Below are 23,814 nucleotides of genomic sequence, written 5' to 3'. Positions count from 1 at the left end.
TCGATGCCGATCCTAAGGACCTGTCTTCACTTCATCGCCTAACTGCATGAGCGCAAAGCAATTGGCTGGAACTGTGGGGCATTTGCGGCGACCATAGGGCTCTTGTCCGAGTTAACGCATTGCAGGAGTCCGCGTGCCGCAACACACCCCCGATCTGCCTCCCGAACTGCGGCCACTGGCCGAAATGCCCCTATTGAAACGGCTCGCCGCCCGATTATTCGGTCACGGCCTGACGCGCCTGCGCGCCCAGCACCGTTTTTCCTGGTTGCATGGCCAGGCCGACGGCTTTCGAAGTGGCCACATGGCCGGCGTGGAGTATGGCTATCAGGAAGGCAAGGCGGATGGCATCGAGGAAGGCCGGCAGGTCCTGCTGATTCGTGACTTTCGGCCGGATGAACACACCGCGCCGGGTGTCGACGACAACCTGTTCGACGATTGGCGCCTGCCACTGACCGCCGAGTTGAAAAAACGCATCAAGGCCGACGTGGCACGCCTGCTGCCGGCCCATGCCCAGCCGAGCGCGGCCCAGTGGAAGATGATCTTCAGCGATACGCCGTCCACCTCGGTGATTGCCGGCGCCGGTGCGGGTAAATCCACCTCGCTGGTGCTGCGTATCCTGCTGCTGACCCATTACCTGGGCTTTGAGCTGAGCTCAATGACGGTGGTGACCTTCACCCGTGAGTCGCGCAAGGACTTCATCAACAAGCTCATGGAAATTCTCGCCTTGTGGGGCCAACCCCTTGGTATGAAAGAGGCGCAAGCCGTGGTGCGCACCTTTCACTCGCGCATCCTGCCAATGGTGCGCAGCCTGCCGGGCCTTGAACGGCTGCAGGCGTTTGAGAACCTCAACGTGCGCACCGAAGCGGGCTTTGATGAGGCTGACAGTAATCCCTTCGAATTGCGCATCAACGACGCCCAGCGCCAGCAACTGAATGCTTGCTACCACCAGTTGCATGGCCGGCATGCGCGCTTCCGCGAGCTGATCGCCCCGTTGGCGCGCCACGCCCTGCAACTCAAGGAGCTGGAACGGGATCATCCAGACGTACAGAAACGCGTGGCGGTGACCGAACTGGCGGCCAAGCGCGATGAAGAACTCTGTGATGTGATTGAAGACCTGTGGTTTCGCGCCGGTGCCTGGCCGATCAAAGGGATTGAGCCCAATCGCCAGACCTTCGATATCAATGGCGCGCAGTTCCACTGCCACGGCTACATTGCCGAGCTGGATGCCTGGGTAATGCTGGGCTTTGACCCTCGGGAAAATGCCCAGCTCAGTCGTCCTGGCTCCAAGCTGTCCGTGCGCGCAGAGTGGGCGGTAAAGCGAACCCTGTTTCAAGCTTTCTGCCGTAAGCCACTGATATGGATTGATAACTATGAGTCATCCAGGCGCCTTTTGAGCAGCCTGGCTGGCGACGCAACCGCGGGCCCGGGCTTCGACTACAAGGTCAAGGGTGAGCTGGGTTCGGCGCCGCTGCTGGACAGCTTTGTCGCCGCCGCCGGGTTTATCGAGAACCTCGGGCTGGATGTGCCCACCGCCGTGGGCAAGATGAGCTTTGCCAAGGACGATCCGGACCGTTTCTACTTCGAAGCCCTGAGCATTTTCTGGAAAGCCCTGGAAGACCACTTGCTGGACCAGTCGCCCCCCGTGATGACCTACAACCGTATGTTCTCGCTGTTTGGCGAAAACACCCCGGAAAACCTCAAGCTCCTCAGCGACAGCCTGCTGCGGCCGATGTCGCACCTGATGATCGACGAATTTCAGGACGTATCCCCGCAGATCGTCTCGTGGATCCGGGCCAGTCTGCGGGAGATCCGCAGTCGCGGCCCGGCCATGCACGTAGGCCGTGGCGCCCAGCGGTCTTCGCTGTTGTGCGTGGGGGATGACTGGCAATCGATCTATGGCTGGCGCGGCAGTTCGCCGAAGTACTTCATGGAGTTCAACAAGGAATTCCCGTCGCCCACCACCACGCGGGTGATGCTGGGCGAGAACTACCGCAGCCATCAACACGTTATTGATGCTGCCGAATACATCGTGCGTGCCGCCCCGGCCATCAGCGGCAAGAAAGCCAAGGCCTGTGGAACCCCGAAGCCATTGGTGCCCGTCACCGTGCGTGATCGTGACGATGCGGCGCTGGGCCAGCAACTGCTGGCGCACTATCAAAAGGGTGATTCGGTATTGATGCTATATCGAAAAAGCAGCGATAAGTCATTGATACAAGAGCATATTCAGTCTGTAGTTAATCTGGATTCTAGCTTGCCGTACGGCGATCGCCGTCTGAAGCAACTGACCTATCACAGCGCCAAGGGCCTTCAAGCGGATGCGGTATTCCTGCTAGGCGACTGCCAGCACTTGACCAGTTCGCCTTACAAGAACCAGGTCTACCGCATGGCGGGCCTGGGCAAGGACGGCGACACCGAACCTTACGACAGCGCGCAAAAGGACGAAGTGCTACGCCTGGCCTACGTGGGGATTACCCGGGCGGTGAGCCATTGCTATTGGTATGTCGAGGCGCAGGATGGCCAAGGGGTGAATATGCCAAAGGCTTCGGACCGGATTGCCGCAGACAAGCCGTTTTTTGATGATCAGCGCATCAGCAAATCATAAGGGGCGACGTTGAATCACGTGGTGAGGGAGCAAGCTCCCTCGCCACACAGATCAAGCTCGTAGCGACAGCGGCGGCACAAACGACTCCAGCTCATCCTCCACGGCCTCGATGATCCGCTCCACATCAGCGGCGTTCATCACCGTGGCACAAGGAATGCCGGCAATCGCAATCAGGGTTTCTCCGCTGGCGCGGTCGAACAGGCGGGCGATCATGCTACCGGGAGCATCCATGCTCGCTTCAAAGCCCATTGGATGAAAATGCCAGCGCATCAGCTGGCAGGCGTTGGGGAATGTCACTTTGTTCATCTTGCCCACCTTGTTCATTGAGCGCTTCCTTTAGCTCGCTGCAGGGGCGCCAGGACCGTCACTGGTCCTGGCCGTCGTGAGCTTTAAAAATAGCATTCGTTCGCATCCAGCAGGGGAGTTTTTTTGCCCCGTTCAGCGGTTGTTTTCGGGAAGTTTGATGTGGGTCATGTCCTACGCGGAAATGGGCGAAAGGCCATTAGTCATAACTGTCAAATGGCCATTGAACCCGCCCGGAAAGTTGGGCAAGCTCGCAGGCTGTCCCAGCCTTAGAGCGCTCCATGCCCGACTTCATCGCGGATGACTCCCAGCAAACCCAAGCCACTGGCGAGTTGGTGCTGCGTCACCATCTGTGCTGGAAACACCGGGACTTGGATGGCGTGATGTCGTACTACCACCCGGACATCCAGTACCACGATTTCTTCCAGAACCGCGTGGTCGGTGCAGACGATCTGCGCGAGTACTTGCAAGCCAGCATGCCCCGTGGAGCGGATGAAGCGATCGAGCACACCGACCGTATCCGCGCCGACGGCGACACGGCCTTCATCCAGTACCGCATCACGTTGCGTGGCGGCCAGGGACTGGTGTCATTTCGCACCAGTGAAGCCATCACCGTGCGTGACGGCCTGATCTGGCGGGTCAACGAATACGCTTCCCTGGTGCACGAGCAGTCCGCCAGCCGCAGCGAGACCACGCGCCCAACCGTCAGCCGCCTGGGCCTGTCGCCCCAGCAACTGAGTTACATGGCCAAGGACCTGCAGCAGTACTTCGAGCGCCAGCAACCCTACCTGGACCCCGAGCTGGACCTGCAACGGGTGGCGAAGGAGTGCGGGTACAGCCGCAACCAGATCTCCTACCTGCTGAACCAGGTGCTGGGCCAAAGCTTTTACCGCTACGTCAACCAGGCGCGCCTCCAGCATTTGCTGGCCGCACTGGACAAGGCCACGCCGCCGATCCGCATCGACGAACTGGCGTTTGCCGCGGGCTTCAATTCGACGTCGGCGTTCTATAGCTGCTTCCGCCAGCACACCGGCCAGTCGCCCAAGGCCTACGTCAAACAAATTTCCCTGCGTGCACGCGCGCAAGACAGCCCCTGAGGCCAGGCTCTAGGATCACGGCCATCGAAGTGTGGTGGTGGAGCTTGGCATGCCTGCATGGCGCAATATCAGTTTATGGATGGACCAGCTGGACGAACCGCTGGTGGCGCGTGCGTCCCTGGAGCACGACCTGGACGTCAACGTGGCCATTATCGGCGCCGGCTACACCGGGCTCTGGACCGCGTATTACCTGAAGCGCCAGGCGCCCGAGCTGAAAATCGCGATCATCGAGGCACAAACCGCCGGGTTCGGTGCCTCGGGCCGTAACGGCGGTTGGCTGATGGGTAACCTGCTGGGGGAAGACCGCCTGCTGGCCGGCTTGTCTCCCGAACAACGCCGGGCCTCGTTCGACCTGCTGCACGCCATTCCCGATGAAGTTGCGCAAGTGATACAGCACGAAGGCATCGACTGCGACTACCGCAAGGGCGGCGTGCTGTATTGCGCCGCGCGTTATCCCGAACAGGAAGCCACCCTGCGGGCCTACCTGGCCAAGCTCCACGCTCAGGGCCTGACCGACGACGATTACCGTTGGCTCGGCCCGCAGCAACTGGCCGAGCAAATCCGCATCGCCAAACCCTATGGCGGCATCTATGCCCCCCACGTTGCCACGATTCACCCGGCCAAGCTGGTGCGCGGCCTGGCGCGGGTGGTGGAGCAGATGGGCGTCACGATCTACGAAAACAGCCCGGTCACCCATTGGCAGTCCGGCAGCCTGCGCACGGCTAAAGCCTCAGTGCGCGCGTCATGGGTGGTGCCGGCGGTAGAAGGGTATGCCACCACATTGGCGCCTTTGGGCCGCTATCAGTTGCCGGTACAAAGCCTGATTGTCGCCACTGAACCGTTGCCCGCCAGCACCTGGGACGAAATCGGCCTGAACCGTGGCCAGGCCTTCGGCGAAAGCAGTCGCCAGGTCACCTACGGCCAGCGCTCGGCGGACAACCGCCTGGTGTTCGGCGCCCGTGGGGGCTATCAGTTTGCCGGCAAGTTGCGGCACAACTTCGACCTCACCGACAGCGAAGTCGAACTGCGTCGCTACCTGTTCGGTGAACTGTTCCCGCAGCTCAAGAAAGTCCGCATCACCCACGCCTGGGGCGGCAACCTCGGCATGTCCCGGCGCTTCAAGCCGCACATGCTGTGCGATCACGCAGCGGGCATCGCTTTGGCCGGTGGTTATGGCGGCGAGGGCGTAGGGGCCAGCAACCTGGGCGGGCGTACCTTGGCCGACTTGATCCTGGGGCTCGACACACCGCTGGTCACGCAGCCATGGGTGATCCAGCCGGGCCGGCTGGAGGGGCTCAAGGCCTGGGAACCGGAACCCTGCCGCTGGCTGGGCTACAACGCGATCATTCGCAGTTTTGTCCATGAGGACCAGGTGTTGGCCAACCCCAACACTGCGCCGTGGCGCCGCAAGCTGGCCAGCGGGGTTGCCGGGTTCATGGAAGGTTTCATGCACTAAGTCGTTTCAATCACCACAGGTATGAACATGAGCATTACCCAGTTCAAAGACACACTCAGCGCCCATTTGCCGGACGCTTCGCCGGTTGCCGTACCACTGGGCACACCGGTCGCGGTGGCCTCGACCCTGAGCGTGGAACGTAGCGACGGCGTCGAAACCGGCATCTGGGAATGCACGCCCGGGCGCTGGCGCCGGCAGATCAAAGCCCAGGAGTTTTGCCACTTTATCCAGGGACGCTGCACCTTCACCCCCGACAACGGGGAGATGCTCCACATAGAAGCCGGTGACGCACTGATGTTGCCGGTCAACAGCACCGGTATCTGGGACATCCAGGAAACCGTGCGCAAGACCTATGTATTGATCCTCTGATTCTTTGATCTTTGATCGCCTGCCATAAAAACAGCCCTAAAACCGCCAGGAAATCGAACCATGAGACCCATTGCCCTGTTGCCGCTGGTATTCGTCGCCACCCTCAGCCAAGCCGCCGAGACGGTGAAGATCTACAACTGGTCGGACTACATCGCCCCCGACACCACCAAGAATTTCCAGAAAGAAACCGGGATCGGCTTCACCTACGATGTGTACGACAGCAACGAAACCCTCGACGGCAAGTTGATGACCGGCAAATCCGGCTACGACGTGGTGTTCCCCTCCAACCACTTCATGGCCCGGCAGATCCAGGGCGGGGCGCTGAAGAAGCTCGACAAGAGCCAGTTGCCTAACTGGAAGAACCTCAACCCGGTGCTGCTCAAGGCCCTGGAAAACAACGACCCGGGCAACGCCCATGGCTTCCCTTACCTGTGGGGCAGCACTGGCATCGGCTACAACATCGACAAGGTCAAGGCGGTACTCGGCGACAACGCCCCGGTAGATTCATGGGACCTGATCTTCAAACCCGAGAACATGCAGAAACTGCAGAAATGCGGCGTGGCCATCCTCGACAACGGCCCGGAGCTGCTGCCGGCGGCGCTCAACTACCTGGGCCTGCCGCACCACAGCAAGAAGGCGGAAGACTACAAAAAGGCCGAGGACCTGCTGATGAAAGTACGGCCCTACGTGGCGTACTTCCACTCCTCGAAATACACCGCCGACCTGGCCAACGGTGACATCTGCGTGGCCGTCGGCTTCTCAGGCGACATCCTCCAGGCCGAAAGCCGCGCCAAGGAAGCCAAGAACGGCGTGAACATCGGCTACAACATTCCCAAGGAAGGCGCCGCCATCTGGTTCGACATGGTCGCCATGCCCGCCGATGCCCCGGATGAAAGAGCCGGTTATGCGTTCATGAACTACCTACTGCGCCCGGAAGTCATGGCCAGCATCACCAACTACGTGCACTACGCCAACGGCAACACTGCGGCCGACAGCCTGGTAGACCCGGCGATCAAGAGCGACACCAAGGTGTACCCAAGCCCGGAAATGATGGGCAAGTTGTTCGCACTGGAAGCAATGCCACTGAACATCGACCGGATTCGTACGCGGGTGTGGAACACCATTCGTACCGGCCGTTGATGATCGTTCCCACGCTCCGCGTGGGAATGCATCCTGTGACGCTCCGCGTCACGACTTCAAAAGCGGACGCGGAGCGTCCAGGGCGGCGTTCCCACGCAGAGCGTGGGAACGATCATTAAGGATTCTCCAGGTCATGCCCCAACGACTGGATAAACAACGAAAACAGTTCCGGCTGCGACGAGATATCCAGCTTGGCATACAAATGCCGACGATGAACCTTGACCGTATCCGGCGAGATATTCAGCCGTTCGGCCATGGCTTTTGACGAAAACCCACGCAACACCAACCGCGCAATTTCCAACTCCCGCTCCGACAACACCCCACAGCCAAAATGACTCAGCGCATCCCGGATCTGGCTGGCCATCTCGGCAGGCGCGGCCACCCGCTGGGTGCTCTGCTGCCAATGCTGCTGCATCAACGGCAACACCCAGGCCGCCAGCGTGGTCATCAACCCGGTTTCCTCGCCGGTAAACAACCGCTGCATCCCCAACGACAGCGACAACGTCCCCGCACCCGGCAATTGCAGGATGAATTGCACCTCGTCCTCCAGCACGTTGTCGTGGAAGTAGTTGAGGAAGTATTCACTCTGGCGAAAATGATCCGGCGCCACTTCTTCAAGGCGGTACACGCCGCTGGCATACCCCTCGCGACATGCCTGGAAAAACGGGTCCAGCAGGTACAAACCATTGAGGTAAACCAGCATCGACGCCGGCTTGCTGCTCGGTTGCGCGTCGTATTCCTCCAGCGCCTGGGGCGGCCCGTCGGCGGGGTAGAAGATCGCCAGGGCATTGTCGAAGGGCACGCATTGGTGCAACAGCAGCACCAGTTGTTTCCAGAAACGTCCGGTGCCGATCTGCGCGACGGTGCGGCCCAGGCCTGCGTGCATGCCGACTTCCCTGAACAGGCTCATGTGCAGCTCCACGCAAAGAATTCAGGCCGCAAGGGTTCGACTTTTGCCCGTCGGCGTCAAGGGGAGTACTCCAATAGGGGAATTGGCCGATCTACGTAGAGTGTTTAAGTTTGCCGTCAGTCAGTGGGGAACATACCCCGCGCCGCTTCACCTTTTCGTTTCTGCCTCAAACCAAGAACAATCAAGAGGATAACGATATGAGTGCTCCTTCCACGCCCGACGGCGTGCTGAAACCCACCCTGAGCGTATTCGATGTAGTGGCCATCACCGTCTCGGCGGTGACCCCGGCCAGTTCCGTGTTCGTGATTGCGCCCTTTGCCATCCAGCAGGCCGGAAGCGGGGTGTTCCTGGCTTTTGTGATGGCCGCGTTGCTCGCGCTGATGTTCGCCTTTTGCTACGCCGAACTCGGCCGCGCCCACAACAGTGCCGGCGGTGAGTACGTGTACGCCAAGCGGGTGTTCGGCGGCATGGCCGGTTATGCGACGTTCCTCACGGTATTGGTGATGTTGCTGTTTATCCCGCCGGTGCTGGCCACCGGCGCGGCGACGTACCTGAATAACGCCCTCGGCACAAAGTTCGATTCACAAACCGTGGCCCTGGTCATCGTTGTGTGCAGCTACGCCCTGGGCATCCTGAATATCAAGCTGAATGCCTGGATCACCGGCACCTGCCTGCTGTTGGAAGTGGCGGCGTTGCTGGTGATCGTGTTTATCGGCTTCGGCAACCCGGTGCAGCCGGTCAGCGTGCTGCTGCAACCGCAAATCGTCGAAAACGGCGTGTTGCACCTGGCGCCCTGGGCACTGGTGATCGGCGCGGTGGGCATTGGCCTGTTCTCCTTCAATGGCTATGGCCCGGCGGTGTTGCTGGCCGAAGACATGAAGTGCGGCGGCAAGGGCGTGCACAAGGCGGTGTTGTGGTCCCTGGGTCTAGTGGTGGTCATCGAACTGGTACCCATCACAGCATTGTTGATCGGTGCACCCTCCCTCAGCGCGATGATCAGCAGTCCCGATCCGATCGGCTACCTGCTGACCAGCCATGGCAATGAAACATTGTCGCGGTTGGTGAGTGCCGGGATTTTCCTGTCGGTGTTCAACGCCATTGTTGCCATCGTGATTCAGATCGGTCGGGTGGTGTTCAGCAGCGGCCGCGATGCACTGTGGACGCCGACCATCAATAAACTCTTCACCCGCATTCATCCGCGCTGGGACTCACCGTGGTTGGCTACGCTGTTCCTGGCGATCCCTTCGGCATTGCTCAGCTTCAGCTCGAACCTGGCGGACCTGACGTCCTTCAGCGTGCTGTTGATCATGCTGGTGTACCTGATCGTGGCGTTGAGCGCGCTGATGAGCCGGGTTCTGCTGCGTGACCGCGAGCATCCGTATCGCATGCCGTTGTGGCCGGTGCCGGCCTTGCTGGCGGTGCTGGGGGCCGGCTACCTGTTGGTGACCCTCGCGATTGCCGCCTCGGTTCGCGACATCATGATTATCATCGGCCTGCTGGCACTGTCGGTGATCCTGTATTGCATCAGTGGCCGGTTGAGTCCGGCGTTTCAGAAATTGTAAGGAGTGGTTATGCGCGCACGTCAATTGGGCATCACGTTGGGACTGGGCACGCCCGGTGAGCTGAATGCCATCACCGACGTTCCAGGGGTTCGGGTCGGCCACAGCACGATCAAGACCCGCATCGACGGCAAACAGGTACGCACCGGCGTCACGGCAATCCAGCCCCGGGCCGGTGCCGCGCGGTTTCAACCGTGTTTTGCCGGCTACCACGTGCTCAACGGCAATGGCGACGCCACGGGTCTTGAATGGATCGCCGAGTCGGGCCTGCTGACCACGCCACTGGCGATCACCAACACCCACAGCATCGGGATTGTGCGCGACACCCTGATCGCCCTGGAGCGTGAAAGCCTGGCAGACCCGGCAGTGTACTGGTGCATGCCGGTGGTGATGGAAACCTACGACGGCTTGCTCAACGACATCTGGGGCCAGCACGTCGGCCCGGAGCATGTGCGCGAGGCGCTGGCCAGCGCCGAGTCCGGGCCGGTGGCGGAGGGCGCCGTGGGCGGCGGCACCGGGATGATCTGCCATGAGTTCAAGGGCGGGATCGGCACGGCCTCGCGGCGCCTGTCGGCGGAGCAGGGTGGCTGGACCGTCGGTGTGCTGGTACAGGCCAACCATGGCAAGCGCCAGGAGTTGCGGGTGGACGGTTACCCGGTAGGTCGGCAACTGATGGAAATTCCGTCACCGTTTGCCGATCGCGGCACCCCCGGCATGGGCTCCATTGTGGTGATCATCGCCACCGATGCGCCGTTGTTGCCCCATCAATGCCAGCGCCTGGCACAGCGCGCGTCCATTGGCATTGCGCGCACGGGCGGTGGCACCGAGGACTCCAGCGGAGACCTGTTCCTGGCGTTCGCCACCGGCAATCAGGATTTACCGGCGGCCGACTACGGGCGCAAGGGTTTGCCCCTTAGCACATCGCTGCAAATGGTCAATAACGACCACATTTCACCGTTGTTCAGCGCGGCAGCGGAAGCGGTCGAGGAAGCGATCATTAATGCGATAGTGGCCGGGGAGGACATGCTCACCGACGACGGGGTGCGCGTGCCGGGGTTGGATTCGCAAACGCTCCTGCAGGCATTACGTCAAACAGGCTGGCGCGAGCAATAAATAAACTAAGTCTTGTCCCGGTAATACGGGACAAGCACTTAAATAGTGGCCATTCAATACTAACAATGACACGGTGACACTTTCTTAGTGCACCTCAAGCAATACTTTGGATCCATTCCTCATCAAATGTCTTTAGGAGTATTTAATATTTAAATAGTTGGATTTTTATAAGGCGTTATTTGCCAATGTTTGCAGGTTTTGTTCGTCGGCCCAACTTTTTCCTTGGATAAAAACCGCTGGACGAATGATTTCAGGTTGTGTCAGTTTTCTTTCGCCTTCAAAAGGGGCGAGTGATCGGACTTACTCGCCAAAGTGAGTCCGGTCGGACAAAAACTGTTCCACTTGCAAACAAGGAAGTACGTTTATGTCAAAAGTAAAAGACAAAGCTATTGTGTCGGCGGCTCAAGCAAGTACCGCCTATACGCAAATCGATAGCTTTAGCCATCAATACGACCGTGGCGGCAACCTCACGGTCAATGGCAAACCCTCGTTCACCGTTGACCAGGCCGCCGACCACCTGCTGCGTGAGAACGCCGCTTACCGGGACGTGGATGGCAACGGCAAGATCGATCTCACCTACACCTTCCTGACCTCGGCTTCCAACGCGACCATGAACAAGCATGGGATCACCGGGTTCAGCCAGTTCAACACCCAGCAGAAAGCACAGGCCGTACTGGCCATGCAATCCTGGGCTGATGTGGCCAATGTCACCTTCACCGAGAAAGCCTCGGGCGGTGACTTCCACATGACCTTCGGCAACTACAGCGGCGGCCAGGACGGCGCAGCGGCCTTTGCCTACCTGCCAGGCACCAACGCCAAGTACAACGAAAGCGGCCTTGACGGCACTTCCTGGTACCTGACCAACAACAGCTATACGCCGAACAAGACGCCGGACCTGAACAACTATGGCCGGCAGACCCTGACCCACGAAATCGGCCACACCCTGGGCCTGGACCACCCTGGCGACTACAACGCCGGGACCGGCAACCCTTCGTACAAAGACGCGGACTATGGACAGGACACGCGTGGCTACAGCGTCATGAGTTACTGGAGCGAGAGCAACACCAACCAGAACTTCAGCAAAGGCGGGGTAGAGGCTTACTCCTCCGGCCCGCTGATCGACGACATCGCCGCGATCCAGAAGCTCTACGGCGCCAACTACAACACCCGCGCCGGCGACACCACCTACGGCTTCAACTCCAACACCGGGCGTGATTTCCTCAGCGCCACTTCATCGGCCGACAAGCTGGTGTTCTCGGTGTGGGACGGTGGTGGCAACGATACTCTGGACTTCTCCGGCTTTACCCAAAACCAGAAGATCAACCTCAATGAGACCTCGTTCTCCGACGTGGGTGGCCTGGTAGGCAACGTTTCCATCGCCAAGGGCGTGACCGTAGAGAACGCCATCGGCGGTTCGGGCAACGACCTGTTGATCGGTAACGCTGCAGCCAACGTCCTCAAGGGCGGTGCCGGCAACGACATCATCTTCGGCGGCGGCGGTGCAGATCAGCTGTGGGGCGGTTCAGGCAACGATACCTTCGTGTTCGGCGCCAGCTCGGACTCCAAGCCAGGTGCGGCCGACAAGATCTTCGACTTCACTTCGGGTTCGGACAAGATCGACCTCACCGGCATCACCAAAGGTGCGGGCCTGACCTTCGTCAACGCGTTTACCGGTCACGCCGGCGACGCGGTGCTGTCCTACGCTTCGGGTACCAACCTGGGCACATTGGCAGTGGACTTCTCCGGTCACGGCGTGGCGGATTTCCTCGTCACCACCGTTGGCCAGGCAGCCGTCAGCGACATCGTGGCTTGATTCAGGTGTAAAGGAGGGTGGCGCACACGCGCCGCCCTCTGCCCTTGCATCCACCCCTTGAACGGGCGAAGGTGATGACGCTATTTCGCAGTACAGTTGCCTGGTGTCTCCAGGCGTTGCTTATGTCGGCAGGAGCCACAGCAATGGCAAGCAGTCTGGTTTTACCCACGTCCGCGCAGTTGGCCGGGCATTGGACGCTGCACCAGCAAGAGCAGGTGTGTGCGCTGGATCTGATTGAGCAAGCCAACGCCCTGGGGGGCGATGTGGAGTGCGTGGGACAATGGCTGGGTGAAGCCCCCGTTAGTTGGACGCCAACGCCCGACGGTATTTGGTTGATGAATGCCGAAGGTACCGGCATTACCCATTTGAATCGCCAGAAAGAAGGCGAATATGAAGGCCGCGTAAAATCTGGCGCGGTATTGATATTACAACGTGCACCCTAATAGTTCGTTATAACGATATAACCCGATTTTAATGTTTGCCCGCCCCTTAATGGGGCGCCTGGCAAACTATTGCGCGTCATTCGGCTCAGGGAAGATCAGGCAACATGGCGAAGACCACTCCCGTTGCACCACTATTCAAAGCACTCGGCGACTACAAAAGTATTCTGATCAGTATTGGCTGCTTCACGGCATTGATTAACGTATTGATGCTGGTGCCGTCGATTTATATGTTGCAAGTTTACGACCGCGTGCTGTCTTCACAGAACGAAACCACCCTGGTGATGTTGACGCTCATGGTGGTGGGGTTCTTCGCCTTTATCGGCGTGCTTGAGGTGATCCGCAGCTTTATCGTGATTCGCATCGGCAGCCAGTTGGAACGGCGTTTCAACCTGCGGGTGTACAAGGCCGCCTTCGAGCGCAATCTGCAACGGGGCGAAGGCCATGGCGGGCAATCCCTGGGGGATCTGACCCACATCCGCCAATTCATCACGGGGCCGGCGCTGTTCGCGTTTTTCGATGCGCCGTGGTTTCCGATCTACCTGTTTGTGATCTTCCTGTTCAACGTCTGGCTGGGTGTCTTGGCCAGCGCCGGTGCAGTGCTGCTGATTGCCCTGGCGTGCCTCAACGAATACCTGACCAAAAAGCCCCTGGGTGAAGCCAGCGGGTTTTCCCAGCAATCCACCCAGTTGGCCACCAGCCACCTGCACAATGCCGAAACCATCCAGGCCATGGGCATGCTCGGCGCATTGCGCAAGCGCTGGTTCAAGGTGCATTCGCAGTTTCTGGGTTTGCAGAACAAGGCCAGCGACACCGGCTCGATCATCAGTTCCCTGAGCAAATCCCTGCGCCTGTGCCTGCAATCGTTGGTGCTGGGCCTGGGGGCGTTGCTGGTGATCAAGGGCGACATGACGGCAGGGATGATGATCGCCGGTTCGATCCTGATGGGCCGGGTGTTGAGCCCTATCGACCAGTTGATCGCCGTGTGGAAGCAATGGAGTTCGGCCAAGCTGGCTTATCAGCGCCTGGATAACCTGATGCGCGAATTCCCGCCCCAGGGCGAGCAGATGGCCTTGCCGGCGCCCAAGGGCAATGTCAGTTTCGAGCAGGTCAGCGCGGGCCCGCCGGGGCGGCGTGTGCCGACCTTGCATCAGGTCAGCTTCAGCCTGACGGCGGGTGAAGTGCTCGGCGTGCTGGGTGCTTCCGGCTCCGGCAAGTCGACCCTGGCCCGGGTGCTGGTGGGCGTGTGGCCAACCCTGGCGGGCACCGTGCGCCTGGACGGTGCCGACATCCATCGCTGGGACCGCGACGACCTCGGCCCGCATATTGGCTACCTGCCTCAGGACATCGAACTGTTCAGCGGCAGCATCGCTGACAACATCGCACGCTTTCGCGAAGCCGACCCGGAGTTGGTGGTGCAGGCCGCCCAACAAGCGGGCGTGCACGAATTGATTCTGCGTTTGCCCCACGGCTACGACACGGTGCTCGGTGACGAGGGCAGCGGCCTGTCCGGTGGCCAGAAACAACGGGTCGCCCTGGCCCGTGCGCTGTACGGCGGCCCGCGCCTGATCGTGCTTGACGAGCCCAATTCCAACCTCGACACCGTGGGCGAAGCCGCCCTGGCCAGCGCGATCATGCAGATGAAGGCCCAGGGCAGCACGGTGGTGCTGGTGACTCACCGTTCCTCGGCGTTGGCCCAGGCCGACAAGTTGCTGGTGCTTAACGAAGGCCGTTTGCAGGCATTTGGTCCGAGCCAGGACGTGCTGCGGGCGCTGTCCGGCCAGCAGGAAGCACCGCGAGAAAAGGCGGGGGTCAGCCTCAGCCGTCAGTATCAAGCCGGAAGGAATCCAGGCGCATGAGCAGCGACAACAGCATTCAAATCAACCGCGATTACGAACAGACTCACCCCGAACACGACGCGCGCTTCTTTGCCCGCATGGGCTGGCTGCTGACGGTGGTTGGCGCCGGCGGGTTTTTCCTCTGGGCCAGCCTGGCACCGCTGGACCAGGGGATTCCGGTGCAAGGCACGGTGGTGGTGTCGGGCAAGCGCAAGGCGGTACAAACCCTCAGCCCCGGCGTGGTCAGCCGAATCCTGGTGCGTGAAGGCGAGGCGGTGAAGCAGGGCCAACCCCTGTTCCGCCTCGACCAGACGCAAAACCAAGCTGACGTGCACTCCCTGCAAGCCCAATACCGCATGGCCTGGGCCAGCGTGGCGCGGTGGCAGAGCGAGCGGGATAACCAGTCGACCATCACTTTCCCGGCGGAGCTGAGTACCAACCCTGATCAAGCCCTGGCGTTGGTCCTCGAAGGCCAGCGCCAACTGTTCAGCAGTCGCCGTGAAGCCTTTGCCCGGGAACAGGCCGGGATTCGCGCGAGTATCGAAGGCGCCACCGCACAGCTCAACGGCATGCGCCGCGCCCGCAGCGACCTGACCGCCCAGGCGCAATCCCTGCGTGACCAACTGAATAACCTGCAACCCCTGGCCGACAACGGCTACATCCCGCGCAACCGGCTGATGGAGTACCAGCGTCAACTGTCCCAGGTGCAACAGGACCTGGCGCAGAACACCGGGGAAAGCGGCCGGGTGGAGCAGGGCATCCTCGAGTCGCGCCTCAAGTTGCAGCAGCACAGCGAGGAATATCAGAAGGAAGTCCGCAGCCAACTGGCCGATGCGCAATTGCGCAGCCTGACCCTGGAGCAGCAACTGACCTCCGCTGGTTTCGACCTGCAGCACAGCGAAATCAATGCGCCCGCCGACGGCATCGCCGTCAACCTGGGCGTGCACACCGAAGGCGCTGTGGTGCGTGCCGGTGAAACCCTGTTGGAAATCGTGCCCCAGGACACCCGCCTGGAAGTGGAAGGTCGCTTGCCGGTGCATCTGGTGGACAAGGTCGGTGCGCACTTGCCAGTAGACATCCTCTTCACCGCCTTCAACCAGAGCCGCACGCCCCGAGTGCCGGGGGAGGTGAGCCTGATCTCCGCCGACCAGATGCTCGACGAAAAAACCGGCATGCCGTACTACGTGTTGCGCACCGTCGTCAGCAGCAACGCCCTGGAAAAACTCCATGGCCTGGTGATCAAGCCGGGGATGCCCGCCGAGATGTTCATCCGCACCGGCGAACGCTCCTTGCTCAATTACCTGTTCAAGCCGCTGCTGGACCGCGCCGGCTCGGCGTTGACCGAGGAATGAGCATGAAGCCGATGTTCATCGCCTTGTTACTCGCCTGCAGCAGCGCCCAGGCCGCCATGGGCCCGTTCGATGTTTACGAACAGGCTCTGCGCAACGACCCGGTATTCCTCGGCGCCATCAAGGAGCGCGACGCCGGCCTGGAGAACCGCACCATCGGCCGCGCCGGCCTGCTGCCGAAGCTGTCGTACAACTACAACAAGGGCCGCAACAACTCTCAGGCCACCTTGCCCGACGGGCGCGGCGGCAATTATCACGATGACCGCAACTACAACAGCTACGGCTCCACCTTCACCCTGCAACAGCCGCTGTTCGACTACGAAGCCTATGCCAACTACCGCAAGGGCGTGGCCCAGGCGCTGTTTGCCGACGAGAGTTTTCGCGACAAAAGCCAGGCGTTGCTGGTGCGGGTGCTGACCTATTACACCCAGGCGCTGTTCGCCCAGGACCAGATCGACATTGCCCGCGCGAAGAAAAAGGCCTACGAGCAGCAGTTCCAGCAGAACCAGCATCTGTTCCAGCAGGGCGAAGGCACGCGCACCGACATCCTGGAAGCGGAATCGCGCTATGAGCTGGCCACTGCCGAGGAAATCCAGGCGCTGGATGAACAGGACGCCTCGCTGCGAGAACTGGGAGCGCTGATCGGTGTGCAGAGCGTCAACATCAATGACCTGGCGCCGCTGAACCCGGGATTTGCCGCCTTCACCCTGACCCCGGCCAACTACGACACCTGGCACGAACTGGCGCTGACCAACAACCCCAACCTGGCCTCGCAACGCCAGTCCGTGGAAGTGGCGCGTTATGAAGTGGAGCGCAACCGCTCGGGGCATCTGCCACGCATCACGGCCTATGCCAGCTCCCGCCAGCAGGAGTCCGACAGCGGCAACACCTACAACCAACGCTATGACACCAACACCATCGGCATCGAAGTCAGCATGCCGTTGTATGCCGGTGGTGGCGTCTCGGCCTCCACCCGCCAGGCCAGCCGCGCCATGGAGCAGGCCGAGTACGAACTGGAAGGCAAGACCCGCGAAACCCTGATCGAACTGCGGCGCCAGTTCAGCGCTTGTCTGTCGGGGGTAAGCAAGCTGCGGGCGTATCAAAAGGCGCTGACTTCGGCTGAAGCGCTGGTGGTCTCCACCAAGCAAAGCATCCTCGGCGGCGAGCGGGTCAACCTCGATGCGCTGAACGCCGAGCAGCAGCTGTACAGCACCCGCCGCGACCTGGCCCAGGCGCGGTACGACTACCTGATGGCCTGGACCAAATTGCATTACTACGCGGGCAACTTGCGCGACACCGACCTGGCCAAGGTGGATGAGGCGTTTGGCCCTATGAGCCGCTGATGCCTGGACGAGTATTACCGGGTGCAAGGGGGCTTTTGTGGGGAGGGAGTGTGTTGTGGCGAGGGAGACGCCCTCGCCACTGGTATTTCAACAATAAGAAAAAGGACTCTTCATGATCACTGATTCACCTCGCTTCAAACCCTTCACCGCAGGCTCCTTGCTGCTGCTGTCAGTGGCAGCCCACGGGCAGTACATCGAAACCGGCAAAGCGGGCGACCCCGCCAGTTGGCGCTCCGCCGAGTTCCAGAGTGACTGGGGACTGGACCGGATGAAAGCCAACGAGGCCTACGCGAGCGGCATCACCGGCAGTGGCGTGAAGATCGGCGCCCTCGACTCGGGTTTCGACCCCAACCATCCCGAAGCCTCCAAGGACCGCTATCACGCGGTCACCGCCAGCGGCACCTACGTCGATGGCAGCCCGTTCAGCACCACCGGCGCGCTCAACTCCAACAATGACTCCCATGGCACCCACGTCACCGGCACCATGGGCGCGGCCCGTGATGGCGTGGGCATGCACGGCGTGGCGTACAACGCGCAGATCTACGTCGGCAACACCAACGCCAATGACAGCTTCCTGTTTGGCCCCACGCCGGATCCCAAGTACTTCAAGGCGGTGTACAGCGCCCTGGTGGATTCCGGCGTGCGCGCGATCAACAACAGCTGGGGCAGCCAGCCCAAGGACGTCAGCTATCAGACCCTGGGCGACCTGCACGCGGCCTATGCCCAGCACTACAACCAGAACACCTGGCTGGATGCCGCTGCGGATGTGGCCAAGGCCGGGGTGATCAACGTGTTCAGTGCCGGTAACAGCGGCTACGCCAACGCCAGCGTGCGTTCAGCCTTGCCGTATTTCCAGCCGGAATTGGAAGGCCACTGGCTGGCGGTGTCGGGCCTGGACAAGGCGAATAACCAGAAATACAACCAGTGCGGCATCGCCAAGTACTGGTGCATTTCCACCCCCGGGGCGTTGATCAACAGCACCGTTCCCGATGGCGGTTATGGGGTGAAGTCCGGCACCTCGATGTCGGCGCCCCATGCCACGGGCGCACTGGCGCTGGTGATGGAACGCTACCCGTACCTGAACAACGAGCAGGCCTTGCAGGTGTTGTTGACCACCGCCACTCAACTCAATGGCTCGGTCACCGACGCACCGACCACCCAGGTCGGCTGGGGCGTGCCGGACCTTGGCCGGGCGATGCACGGGCCCGGGCAATTGCTCGGGCCGATGAATGTCACGTTGGCGGCCGGGCAGGGCGATGTGTGGAGCAATGCGATCTCCGACAAGGCCCTGATCCAGCGTCAGGCCGAAGACAGCGCCGAAACCCTGGCCTGGCAGCAAACCCTGCGCGACAAGGGCTGGGAGAACGGCGTGGGCGCCGGCGCGAGTCAGCAGGACCAGACGGACTATGCCGTTGGCACCGCCCGGGCGGCAGCGGCGGCCCAGCGTATCTACGAAGGCAGCCTGATCAAGTCCGGCGCGGGGAGCCTGGTGCTGAGCGGGGATAACACCTACCGTGGCCCGACCACCGTGAATGGCGGTCGGTTGGCGGTGAATGGTTCACTGACGTCGGCAGTGACGGTCAATGACAGCGGCACACTGGGTGGCTCCGGCCGTATCGCGGCGTTGCAAGTGAACAACGGCGGCACCGTGGCGCCGGGCAATTCCGTGGGTACCTTGCAGGTAGCCGGGGACGTGAACCTCGCCGCCGGTTCCACCTATGCGGTCGAACTCACCCCCACCAGCAGCGACCAGATTGTCGCCACCGGCAAGGCAATCCTCGGCGGCGGCACGGTGACCCTGGCCCTGGAAAACAGCCCGACGCTGCTCAGCCAGCAACAGGCCGAGAGCCTGCTGGGGCGTCAGTACAACATCCTCCAGGCGGCGGGCGGGATCCAGGGTCAGTTCGGTGCGGCATTGCCCAACTACCTGTTCCTCGGCGGCACCCTCGACTATGCCGCCAACGGCGTGCAACTGGACATTGCTCGCAGTGATGCGAGCTTTGCCAGTGTCGGCGCCAATCGTAACCAGCGTTCGGTGGCGGCGGCTGCCGAGCAACTGGGCGCGGGCAACCCGGTGTACGAAAGCATCCTGCGTTCGGACTCCGTGGCCGCCGCGCAACAAGGCTTCCAGAAACTGTCGGGGGAAATCTATCCGGCCATCGACACCCTGCTGATCAACGATAGTCGCCAACTACGTGATGCCGTCGGCGAGCGCCTGCGCCATACGCCGGTTACCGGTGAAAGCAATGTGTGGGTCAAGGCGCTCGGCAGTTGGGGCAAGACCGACAGCCGCAGCGACACGGCGGGCTACACCACCTCACTGGGTGGCATGCTGGCGGGTGTCGACGGCGCCCTGGACGAGCAGACCCGCGCCGGTCTCGTGGCCGGTTACAGCGACAGCTCGCTGAACATGGGCAGCGGCACTCATTCCTCGGCGTCCATCGACAGCTACCACCTCGGCGCCTATGCCGGGCATGAGCTGGGCAACTGGCGCCTGAGCGTCGGCGGCGCCTACAGCTGGCATCGCGGCGACGTGAAACGTGACTTGCAGTACGGCGAAGTCAGCGGCAAGCAGAAGACCAAGCTGGATGCGCGCAGCGCCCAGGTCTTTACCGAAGCGGCCTACCGCTTGAACTTGCCCTCGGTGGCGCTGGAGCCGTTCGCCAACCTGGCTTACGTGCACCTGGACAACGAACGCTTTCACGAGAAAGGCGACGCTGCCGCGCTGGAGCGTGGCAGTGACAGCCGCGATGCAGTGCTGAGCACCCTGGGCCTACGGGCATCGAAAACCTTGCCCCTCAATGACCGGCAGCAACTGGACGTTTCCGGCTCTTTGGGCTGGCAGCACAGCCTGAGTGCCGTTGAATCCGAAGAGCACCTGGCGTTTGTCGCCGGCGGGCCGTCGTTCGCGGTGCAAAGCTCGCCGTTAATGCGCGATGCAGCGCTAGTGGGTGTGCAGGCCAGCCTGGCGTTGAGCAAAAGCACACGGGTCAACCTCGACTACACGGGCCAACTGGCTGGCCGGGAAAAAATCCAGGGCGTGGGGTTGAGTCTGAACTGGCAGTTCTGAGCAAGATCCTGAGGCCGAAGGAGGTCAACTGTGGGAGCGCGCTTGCTCGCGAATGCGGTGTGTCAGTCGGCTCACCTGAAACTGAGCCACCGCATTCGCGAGCAAGCCCGCTCCCACATTGGGTCGGCGGCGCCTGGGAGAAACGTGATTTATACAAGTGCAATAAAAACTAAGGAAGGTCACCGTGAAAAAAACAAAACGAGGGTTTCAATCCGCCATCCCAACAGGCCCGGGCTACCCGCTCAAGGCCCTGAGCTGCGTGCCATACGGCGCGTTGCTGTGTTGCCTGGCCAGCCTGGGTACCGCCCAGGCCGCACCCTACGTGGAAAGCGGAAAACCGGGGGATGCTGCCAGCTGGCGCAGCAATGAATTCAAAGCCGATTGGGGGCTCGGCGCCGTGCATGCAGACGCTGCTTACGCCGCCGGCTACACCGGCAAGGGCGTGAAGCTGGGGATCTTCGATCAGCCGGTGTATGCCCAGCATCCGGAATTCGCCAGCCCCGGCAAAGTGGTCACAATCGTGACCGAAGGCATTCGCCAATACACCGACCCGTACATCCCGGTGAAGGCCGGGGACGCATTCCGCTACGACGGCACACCCTCCCTGGGCTCCAACGGCAAACTCGGCAATCACGGGACACACGTGGGCGGGATTGCCGCAGGTAACCGTGACGGCGGGCCGATGCATGGCGTGGCGTTCGACGCGCAGATCATCAGTGCCGAAAACGGTGACCCGGGCCCCGAAGACGGGATCATCCTGGGCAACGACGGCGCGGTCTACAAAGCCGGTTGGGATGCCCTGGTGGCCAGCGGCGCACGCATCATCAACAACAGCTGGGGTATCGGCATCGGTGACCAGTACGCCAAGGGCGGGCGCGATCCGGCGTTCCCCAACTTCACGGTCAATGAAGCCCAGGCGCAGTTCAATAACATCCGGCCGATCCTTGGCACGATCGCAGGCGGCGCTTATCAAGGCGCCATCGATGCCGCCCGCAGCGGCGTGCTGACGATCTTTGCCGCCGGCAACGACTACAACCGCAATAACCCGGACGCGATCTCGGGCCTCGCGTACTTCGTGCCGGAGATCGCGCCCAACTGGCTGTCGGTAGCGGCGCTGCAACAGAACCCCGACACCGCCAGTTCCGATCCGTACGTGATCAGCACCTTCTCTTCACGTTGCGGTTATGCCGCCAGCTTCTGCGTGGCGGCCCCCGGCACCAAGATCTACAGCTCGGTGATCAACGGCACCACCCTGGAAAACCTGACCACCGACTACGCCAACTTCAACGGCACCTCCATGGCCGCGCCTCATGTGGCCGGCAGTGCGGCGGTGCTGATGGAGCGCTTCCCGTACATGAGTGGCGACCAGATTTCCACGCTGCTGAAAACCACCGCGACCGACCTCGGCGCACCGGGCATCGACTCGCTGTACGGCTGGGGCATGATCAACCTGGGCAAGGCCATCAACGGCCCGGGGATGTTTGTGACGGCTGAGGATATCCCGGCCGAATTTCGTATCGACGGGGCCTACGGCTCCGGTCAATTCGTCGCGGACCTGCCAGGGATTGGCGCCATGGTGGATGCCGGCAAACCGACCCAGCGCCTGTGCACCGACGTGCATTGCGGGCTGGATGTGTGGAGCAACAACATCTCCGGGCATGGCGGTCTGACCAAGCAGGGCATCGGTGCGCTGGTGCTGACCGGCACCAACACCTACAGCGGCCCGACCCTGGTCAACCAAGGGTTGCTGGCAATCAATGGTTCGATCACCTCCGACGTCACCGTCAGCAACAGCGGTGTAGTGGGCGGTTCCGGGCGAATTGGTTCGCTGACGGCGAACAGCGGCGGTACCGTGGCGCCGGGTAACTCCATCGGCACGCTGAATGTGGCCGGTGATGTGAGCTTTGCGGCGGGCTCCACTTACGCGGTGGAGCTGTCGCAAACCAGCAGTGACCGCATCGTCGCCAGTGGCAAGGCCACCCTCAGCGGCGGCACGGTGACCCTGGCCCTGGAAAACAGCCCGACGCTGCTGACTCAGACCCAGGCCGAAAGCCTGATCGGTCGCCAATACAACATCCTGCAGGCCGCAGGCGGGATCACCGGCAGCTTCGGTTCGGTGCTGCCTGACTACCTGTTTATCGGCGGCACCTTGAACTACGCCGCCAACGGCGTGCAACTGGATGTGGGGCGCAATGCCAACACCTTTGCCAGTGTGGCGGCCACTCCGAACCAACGGTCGGTGGCAGCCGCCGCCGAGCAATTGGGCGCGGGCAACGCCGTCTATGAAAGCCTGTTACTGGCGCCGAATGCAGCCTCGGCTCAAGGCGCGTTCCAGCAGCTGTCCGGGGAAATCTACCCGGCGCTGGAAACCGCATTGGTCAATGACAACCGCTACCTGCGCGAAGCCGTGGGCGAGCGTTTGCAGCAAGGGGAAATGGGCGCATCGAGCCAGACCGTCGACAGCCGTGGCAACGTCTGGGTCAAGGCGCTGGGCGCCTGGGGCAAGACCAACAGCGGCAGCGATACGGCGGGCTACACCACCTCCATCGGCGGCATGCTGGCGGGTGTGGACGGCGCGCTGGATGAAGACACCCGCGTGGGCCTGGTGGCGGGGTACAGCGACACGTCGCTGAACATGGGCAGCGACACCCATTCCCGGGCGTCGGTAGACAGCTATCACTTGGGCGCGTACGCCGGGCATGAAATCGGTGCCTTGCGTTTGAGCGGCGGGGCGACCTACAGCTGGCACCGCGCCGATGTGAAGCGTGAGCTGCAATACGGTGAAGTCGCCGGCAAGCAGAAAGCCAAGGTGGATGCCCGCAGCACCCAGGTGTTTACCGAAGCGGCGTATCGCTTGAACCTGCAACCGCTGGCCCTGGAACCGTTTGCCAACCTGGCGTATGTGCATCTGGATGCCGACGGGTTTACCGAAAAGGGTGATGCGGCGGCCTTGAAGGGCCGGGATGACAGCCGCGATGTGGTGTTGAGTACCCTGGGTGCTCGAGCGCTGAAAACCTTGAATATCAACGACCATCAGCAACTGGAGCTTTCCGGCACCCTGGGCTGGCAGCACAACCTGAGCAGCGTCGACTCCGAGCGGAACCTGGCGTTTGCCTCGGGCGGCCCGTCGTTCTCGGTGGAGAGCTCGTCGATGGTGCGTGATGCGGCATTGGTGGGCGCGCGGGTCAGCCTGGCGCTGAGCAAGGATGCGAAGGTGAATCTGGATTACAGCGGCCTGCTGGCCAGCAAAGAGAAAGTCCATGGGGTGGGTTTGAGTCTGGACTGGGCTTTCTAAACACCGCAGTTGGAAATGTGGGAGCGGGCTTGCGCGCGAAGGCGGTGTGCCAGTCGGTGGATGGGTTGACTGAACCACCGCTTTCGCGAGCAAGCCCGCTCCCACATTGATCCGGTT

16 protein-coding genes are annotated in these 23,814 nt (G+C 61.6%); 14 read left to right on the top strand and 2 right to left on the bottom strand.

Translation table 11 applies throughout. The features are described from left to right. Positions 1 to 133 precede the first annotated feature (133 nt). Positions 134 to 2,602 (top strand): UvrD-helicase domain-containing protein, encoded by a 2,469-nt coding sequence (locus tag K0H47_RS11040; protein ID WP_219272615.1) that lies wholly within the window; start codon positions 134 to 136, stop codon positions 2,600 to 2,602. A 51-nt stretch (positions 2,603 to 2,653) separates the two neighbouring features. Here the strand turns inward: K0H47_RS11040 and K0H47_RS11035 are convergent, their stop codons facing one another. After that, positions 2,654 to 2,926 carry a DUF1652 domain-containing protein gene (locus K0H47_RS11035; protein WP_017479708.1) on the bottom strand — a complete coding sequence of 91 codons (273 nt, stop codon included), beginning with the start codon at positions 2,924 to 2,926 and terminating at the stop codon, positions 2,654 to 2,656. A 260-nt stretch (positions 2,927 to 3,186) separates the two neighbouring features. On the opposite strand from K0H47_RS11035, the gene K0H47_RS11030 reads away from it, so the two are divergent. From K0H47_RS11030 to K0H47_RS11015, 4 genes are read left to right on the top strand one after another with little or no spacing between them, the layout of a single operon-like run. Further along, positions 3,187 to 4,002, top strand: coding sequence for an AraC family transcriptional regulator (locus K0H47_RS11030; protein ID WP_063030356.1), 816 nt, complete (start codon positions 3,187 to 3,189; stop codon positions 4,000 to 4,002). Between the two features lie 49 nt (positions 4,003 to 4,051). Then, positions 4,052 to 5,458 (top strand): FAD-binding oxidoreductase, encoded by a 1,407-nt coding sequence (locus K0H47_RS11025; RefSeq protein WP_201142050.1) that lies wholly within the window; start codon positions 4,052 to 4,054, stop codon positions 5,456 to 5,458. A 27-nt stretch (positions 5,459 to 5,485) separates the two neighbouring features. Then, entirely contained in the window at positions 5,486 to 5,827 is a 342-nt protein-coding gene (locus tag K0H47_RS11020; protein WP_219272613.1) for a cupin domain-containing protein, read from the top strand. 60 nt (positions 5,828 to 5,887) lie between these two features. After that, a complete protein-coding gene (locus tag K0H47_RS11015) occupies positions 5,888 to 6,967 on the top strand; it encodes a polyamine ABC transporter substrate-binding protein (protein WP_219272610.1) in 1,080 nt (359 codons plus the stop codon). Between the two features lie 115 nt (positions 6,968 to 7,082). Here K0H47_RS11015 and K0H47_RS11010 read toward each other — a convergent pair whose 3' ends face one another. After that, on the bottom strand, positions 7,083 to 7,877 hold the full coding sequence (locus tag K0H47_RS11010; protein ID WP_373568920.1) for a response regulator transcription factor: 795 nt from the start codon (positions 7,875 to 7,877) through the stop codon (positions 7,083 to 7,085). A gap of 197 nt (positions 7,878 to 8,074) precedes the next feature. Between K0H47_RS11010 and K0H47_RS11005 the strand changes: the two genes are divergently transcribed. From K0H47_RS11005 to K0H47_RS10965, 9 genes are all read left to right on the top strand, one after another. Continuing rightward, complete coding sequence (locus tag K0H47_RS11005) at positions 8,075 to 9,439, top strand: APC family permease (protein WP_093209814.1); 1,365 nt, start codon at positions 8,075 to 8,077, stop codon at positions 9,437 to 9,439. Positions 9,440 to 9,448: 9 nt separating this feature from the next. Further along, a complete protein-coding gene (locus tag K0H47_RS11000) occupies positions 9,449 to 10,549 on the top strand; it encodes a P1 family peptidase (RefSeq protein WP_219272608.1) in 1,101 nt (366 codons plus the stop codon). Positions 10,550 to 10,913: 364 nt separating this feature from the next. Then, the gene (locus tag K0H47_RS10995; protein ID WP_003217113.1) at positions 10,914 to 12,362 is read left to right on the top strand and encodes a serralysin family metalloprotease; all 1,449 of its coding nucleotides are present in this window, start codon (positions 10,914 to 10,916) and stop codon (positions 12,360 to 12,362) included. Between the two features lie 74 nt (positions 12,363 to 12,436). Next, a complete protein-coding gene (locus tag K0H47_RS10990) occupies positions 12,437 to 12,805 on the top strand; it encodes an AprI/Inh family metalloprotease inhibitor (protein WP_063030346.1) in 369 nt (122 codons plus the stop codon). Between the two features lie 104 nt (positions 12,806 to 12,909). Then, positions 12,910 to 14,661, top strand: coding sequence for a type I secretion system permease/ATPase (locus K0H47_RS10985; RefSeq protein WP_219272605.1), 1,752 nt, complete (start codon positions 12,910 to 12,912; stop codon positions 14,659 to 14,661). Continuing rightward, a complete protein-coding gene (locus K0H47_RS10980; RefSeq protein ID WP_201142044.1) occupies positions 14,658 to 15,992 on the top strand; it encodes an HlyD family type I secretion periplasmic adaptor subunit in 1,335 nt (444 codons plus the stop codon). The genes K0H47_RS10985 and K0H47_RS10980 overlap by 4 nt, the downstream gene beginning before the upstream one ends. Before the next feature lie 2 nt (positions 15,993 to 15,994). Next, on the top strand, positions 15,995 to 17,332 hold the full coding sequence (locus K0H47_RS10975; protein WP_017479720.1) for a TolC family outer membrane protein: 1,338 nt from the start codon (positions 15,995 to 15,997) through the stop codon (positions 17,330 to 17,332). Positions 17,333 to 17,444: 112 nt separating this feature from the next. Then, positions 17,445 to 20,402 carry an autotransporter serine protease gene (locus K0H47_RS10970; RefSeq protein WP_219272603.1) on the top strand — a complete coding sequence of 986 codons (2,958 nt, stop codon included), beginning with the start codon at positions 17,445 to 17,447 and terminating at the stop codon, positions 20,400 to 20,402. Between the two features lie 184 nt (positions 20,403 to 20,586). Then, complete coding sequence (locus K0H47_RS10965) at positions 20,587 to 23,697, top strand: autotransporter serine protease (RefSeq protein WP_219272600.1); 3,111 nt, start codon at positions 20,587 to 20,589, stop codon at positions 23,695 to 23,697. Positions 23,698 to 23,814 lie beyond the last annotated feature (117 nt).

Source organism: Pseudomonas sp. Xaverov 83 (genome assembly GCF_019352905.1).
Classification (GTDB): domain Bacteria; phylum Pseudomonadota; class Gammaproteobacteria; order Pseudomonadales; family Pseudomonadaceae; genus Aquipseudomonas; species Aquipseudomonas yamanorum.
This window is presented reverse-complemented; position numbering and strand designations above follow the sequence as displayed.

Bases quoted from the DNA above. Each gene is read 5' to 3' on its own strand.
- K0H47_RS11020 (WP_219272613.1), top strand. From the start codon at position 5,486: ATGAGCATTACCCAGTTCAAAGACACACTCAGCGCCCATTTGCCGGAC.
- K0H47_RS10980 (WP_201142044.1), top strand. From the start codon at position 14,658: ATGAGCAGCGACAACAGCATTCAAATCAACCGCGATTACGAACAGACT.
- K0H47_RS11015 (WP_219272610.1), top strand. From the start codon at position 5,888: ATGAGACCCATTGCCCTGTTGCCGCTGGTATTCGTCGCCACCCTCAGC.
- K0H47_RS11010 (WP_373568920.1), bottom strand. From the start codon at position 7,877: ATGAGCCTGTTCAGGGAAGTCGGCATGCACGCAGGCCTGGGCCGCACC.
- K0H47_RS10970 (WP_219272603.1), top strand. From the start codon at position 17,445: ATGATCACTGATTCACCTCGCTTCAAACCCTTCACCGCAGGCTCCTTG.
- K0H47_RS10975 (WP_017479720.1), top strand. From the start codon at position 15,995: ATGAAGCCGATGTTCATCGCCTTGTTACTCGCCTGCAGCAGCGCCCAG.
- K0H47_RS11005 (WP_093209814.1), top strand. From the start codon at position 8,075: ATGAGTGCTCCTTCCACGCCCGACGGCGTGCTGAAACCCACCCTGAGC.
- K0H47_RS10990 (WP_063030346.1), top strand. From the start codon at position 12,437: ATGACGCTATTTCGCAGTACAGTTGCCTGGTGTCTCCAGGCGTTGCTT.
- K0H47_RS11030 (WP_063030356.1), top strand. From the start codon at position 3,187: ATGCCCGACTTCATCGCGGATGACTCCCAGCAAACCCAAGCCACTGGC.
- K0H47_RS10985 (WP_219272605.1), top strand. From the start codon at position 12,910: ATGGCGAAGACCACTCCCGTTGCACCACTATTCAAAGCACTCGGCGAC.
- K0H47_RS10995 (WP_003217113.1), top strand. From the start codon at position 10,914: ATGTCAAAAGTAAAAGACAAAGCTATTGTGTCGGCGGCTCAAGCAAGT.
- K0H47_RS11025 (WP_201142050.1), top strand. From the start codon at position 4,052: ATGCCTGCATGGCGCAATATCAGTTTATGGATGGACCAGCTGGACGAA.
- K0H47_RS11000 (WP_219272608.1), top strand. From the start codon at position 9,449: ATGCGCGCACGTCAATTGGGCATCACGTTGGGACTGGGCACGCCCGGT.
- K0H47_RS11035 (WP_017479708.1), bottom strand. From the start codon at position 2,926: ATGAACAAGGTGGGCAAGATGAACAAAGTGACATTCCCCAACGCCTGC.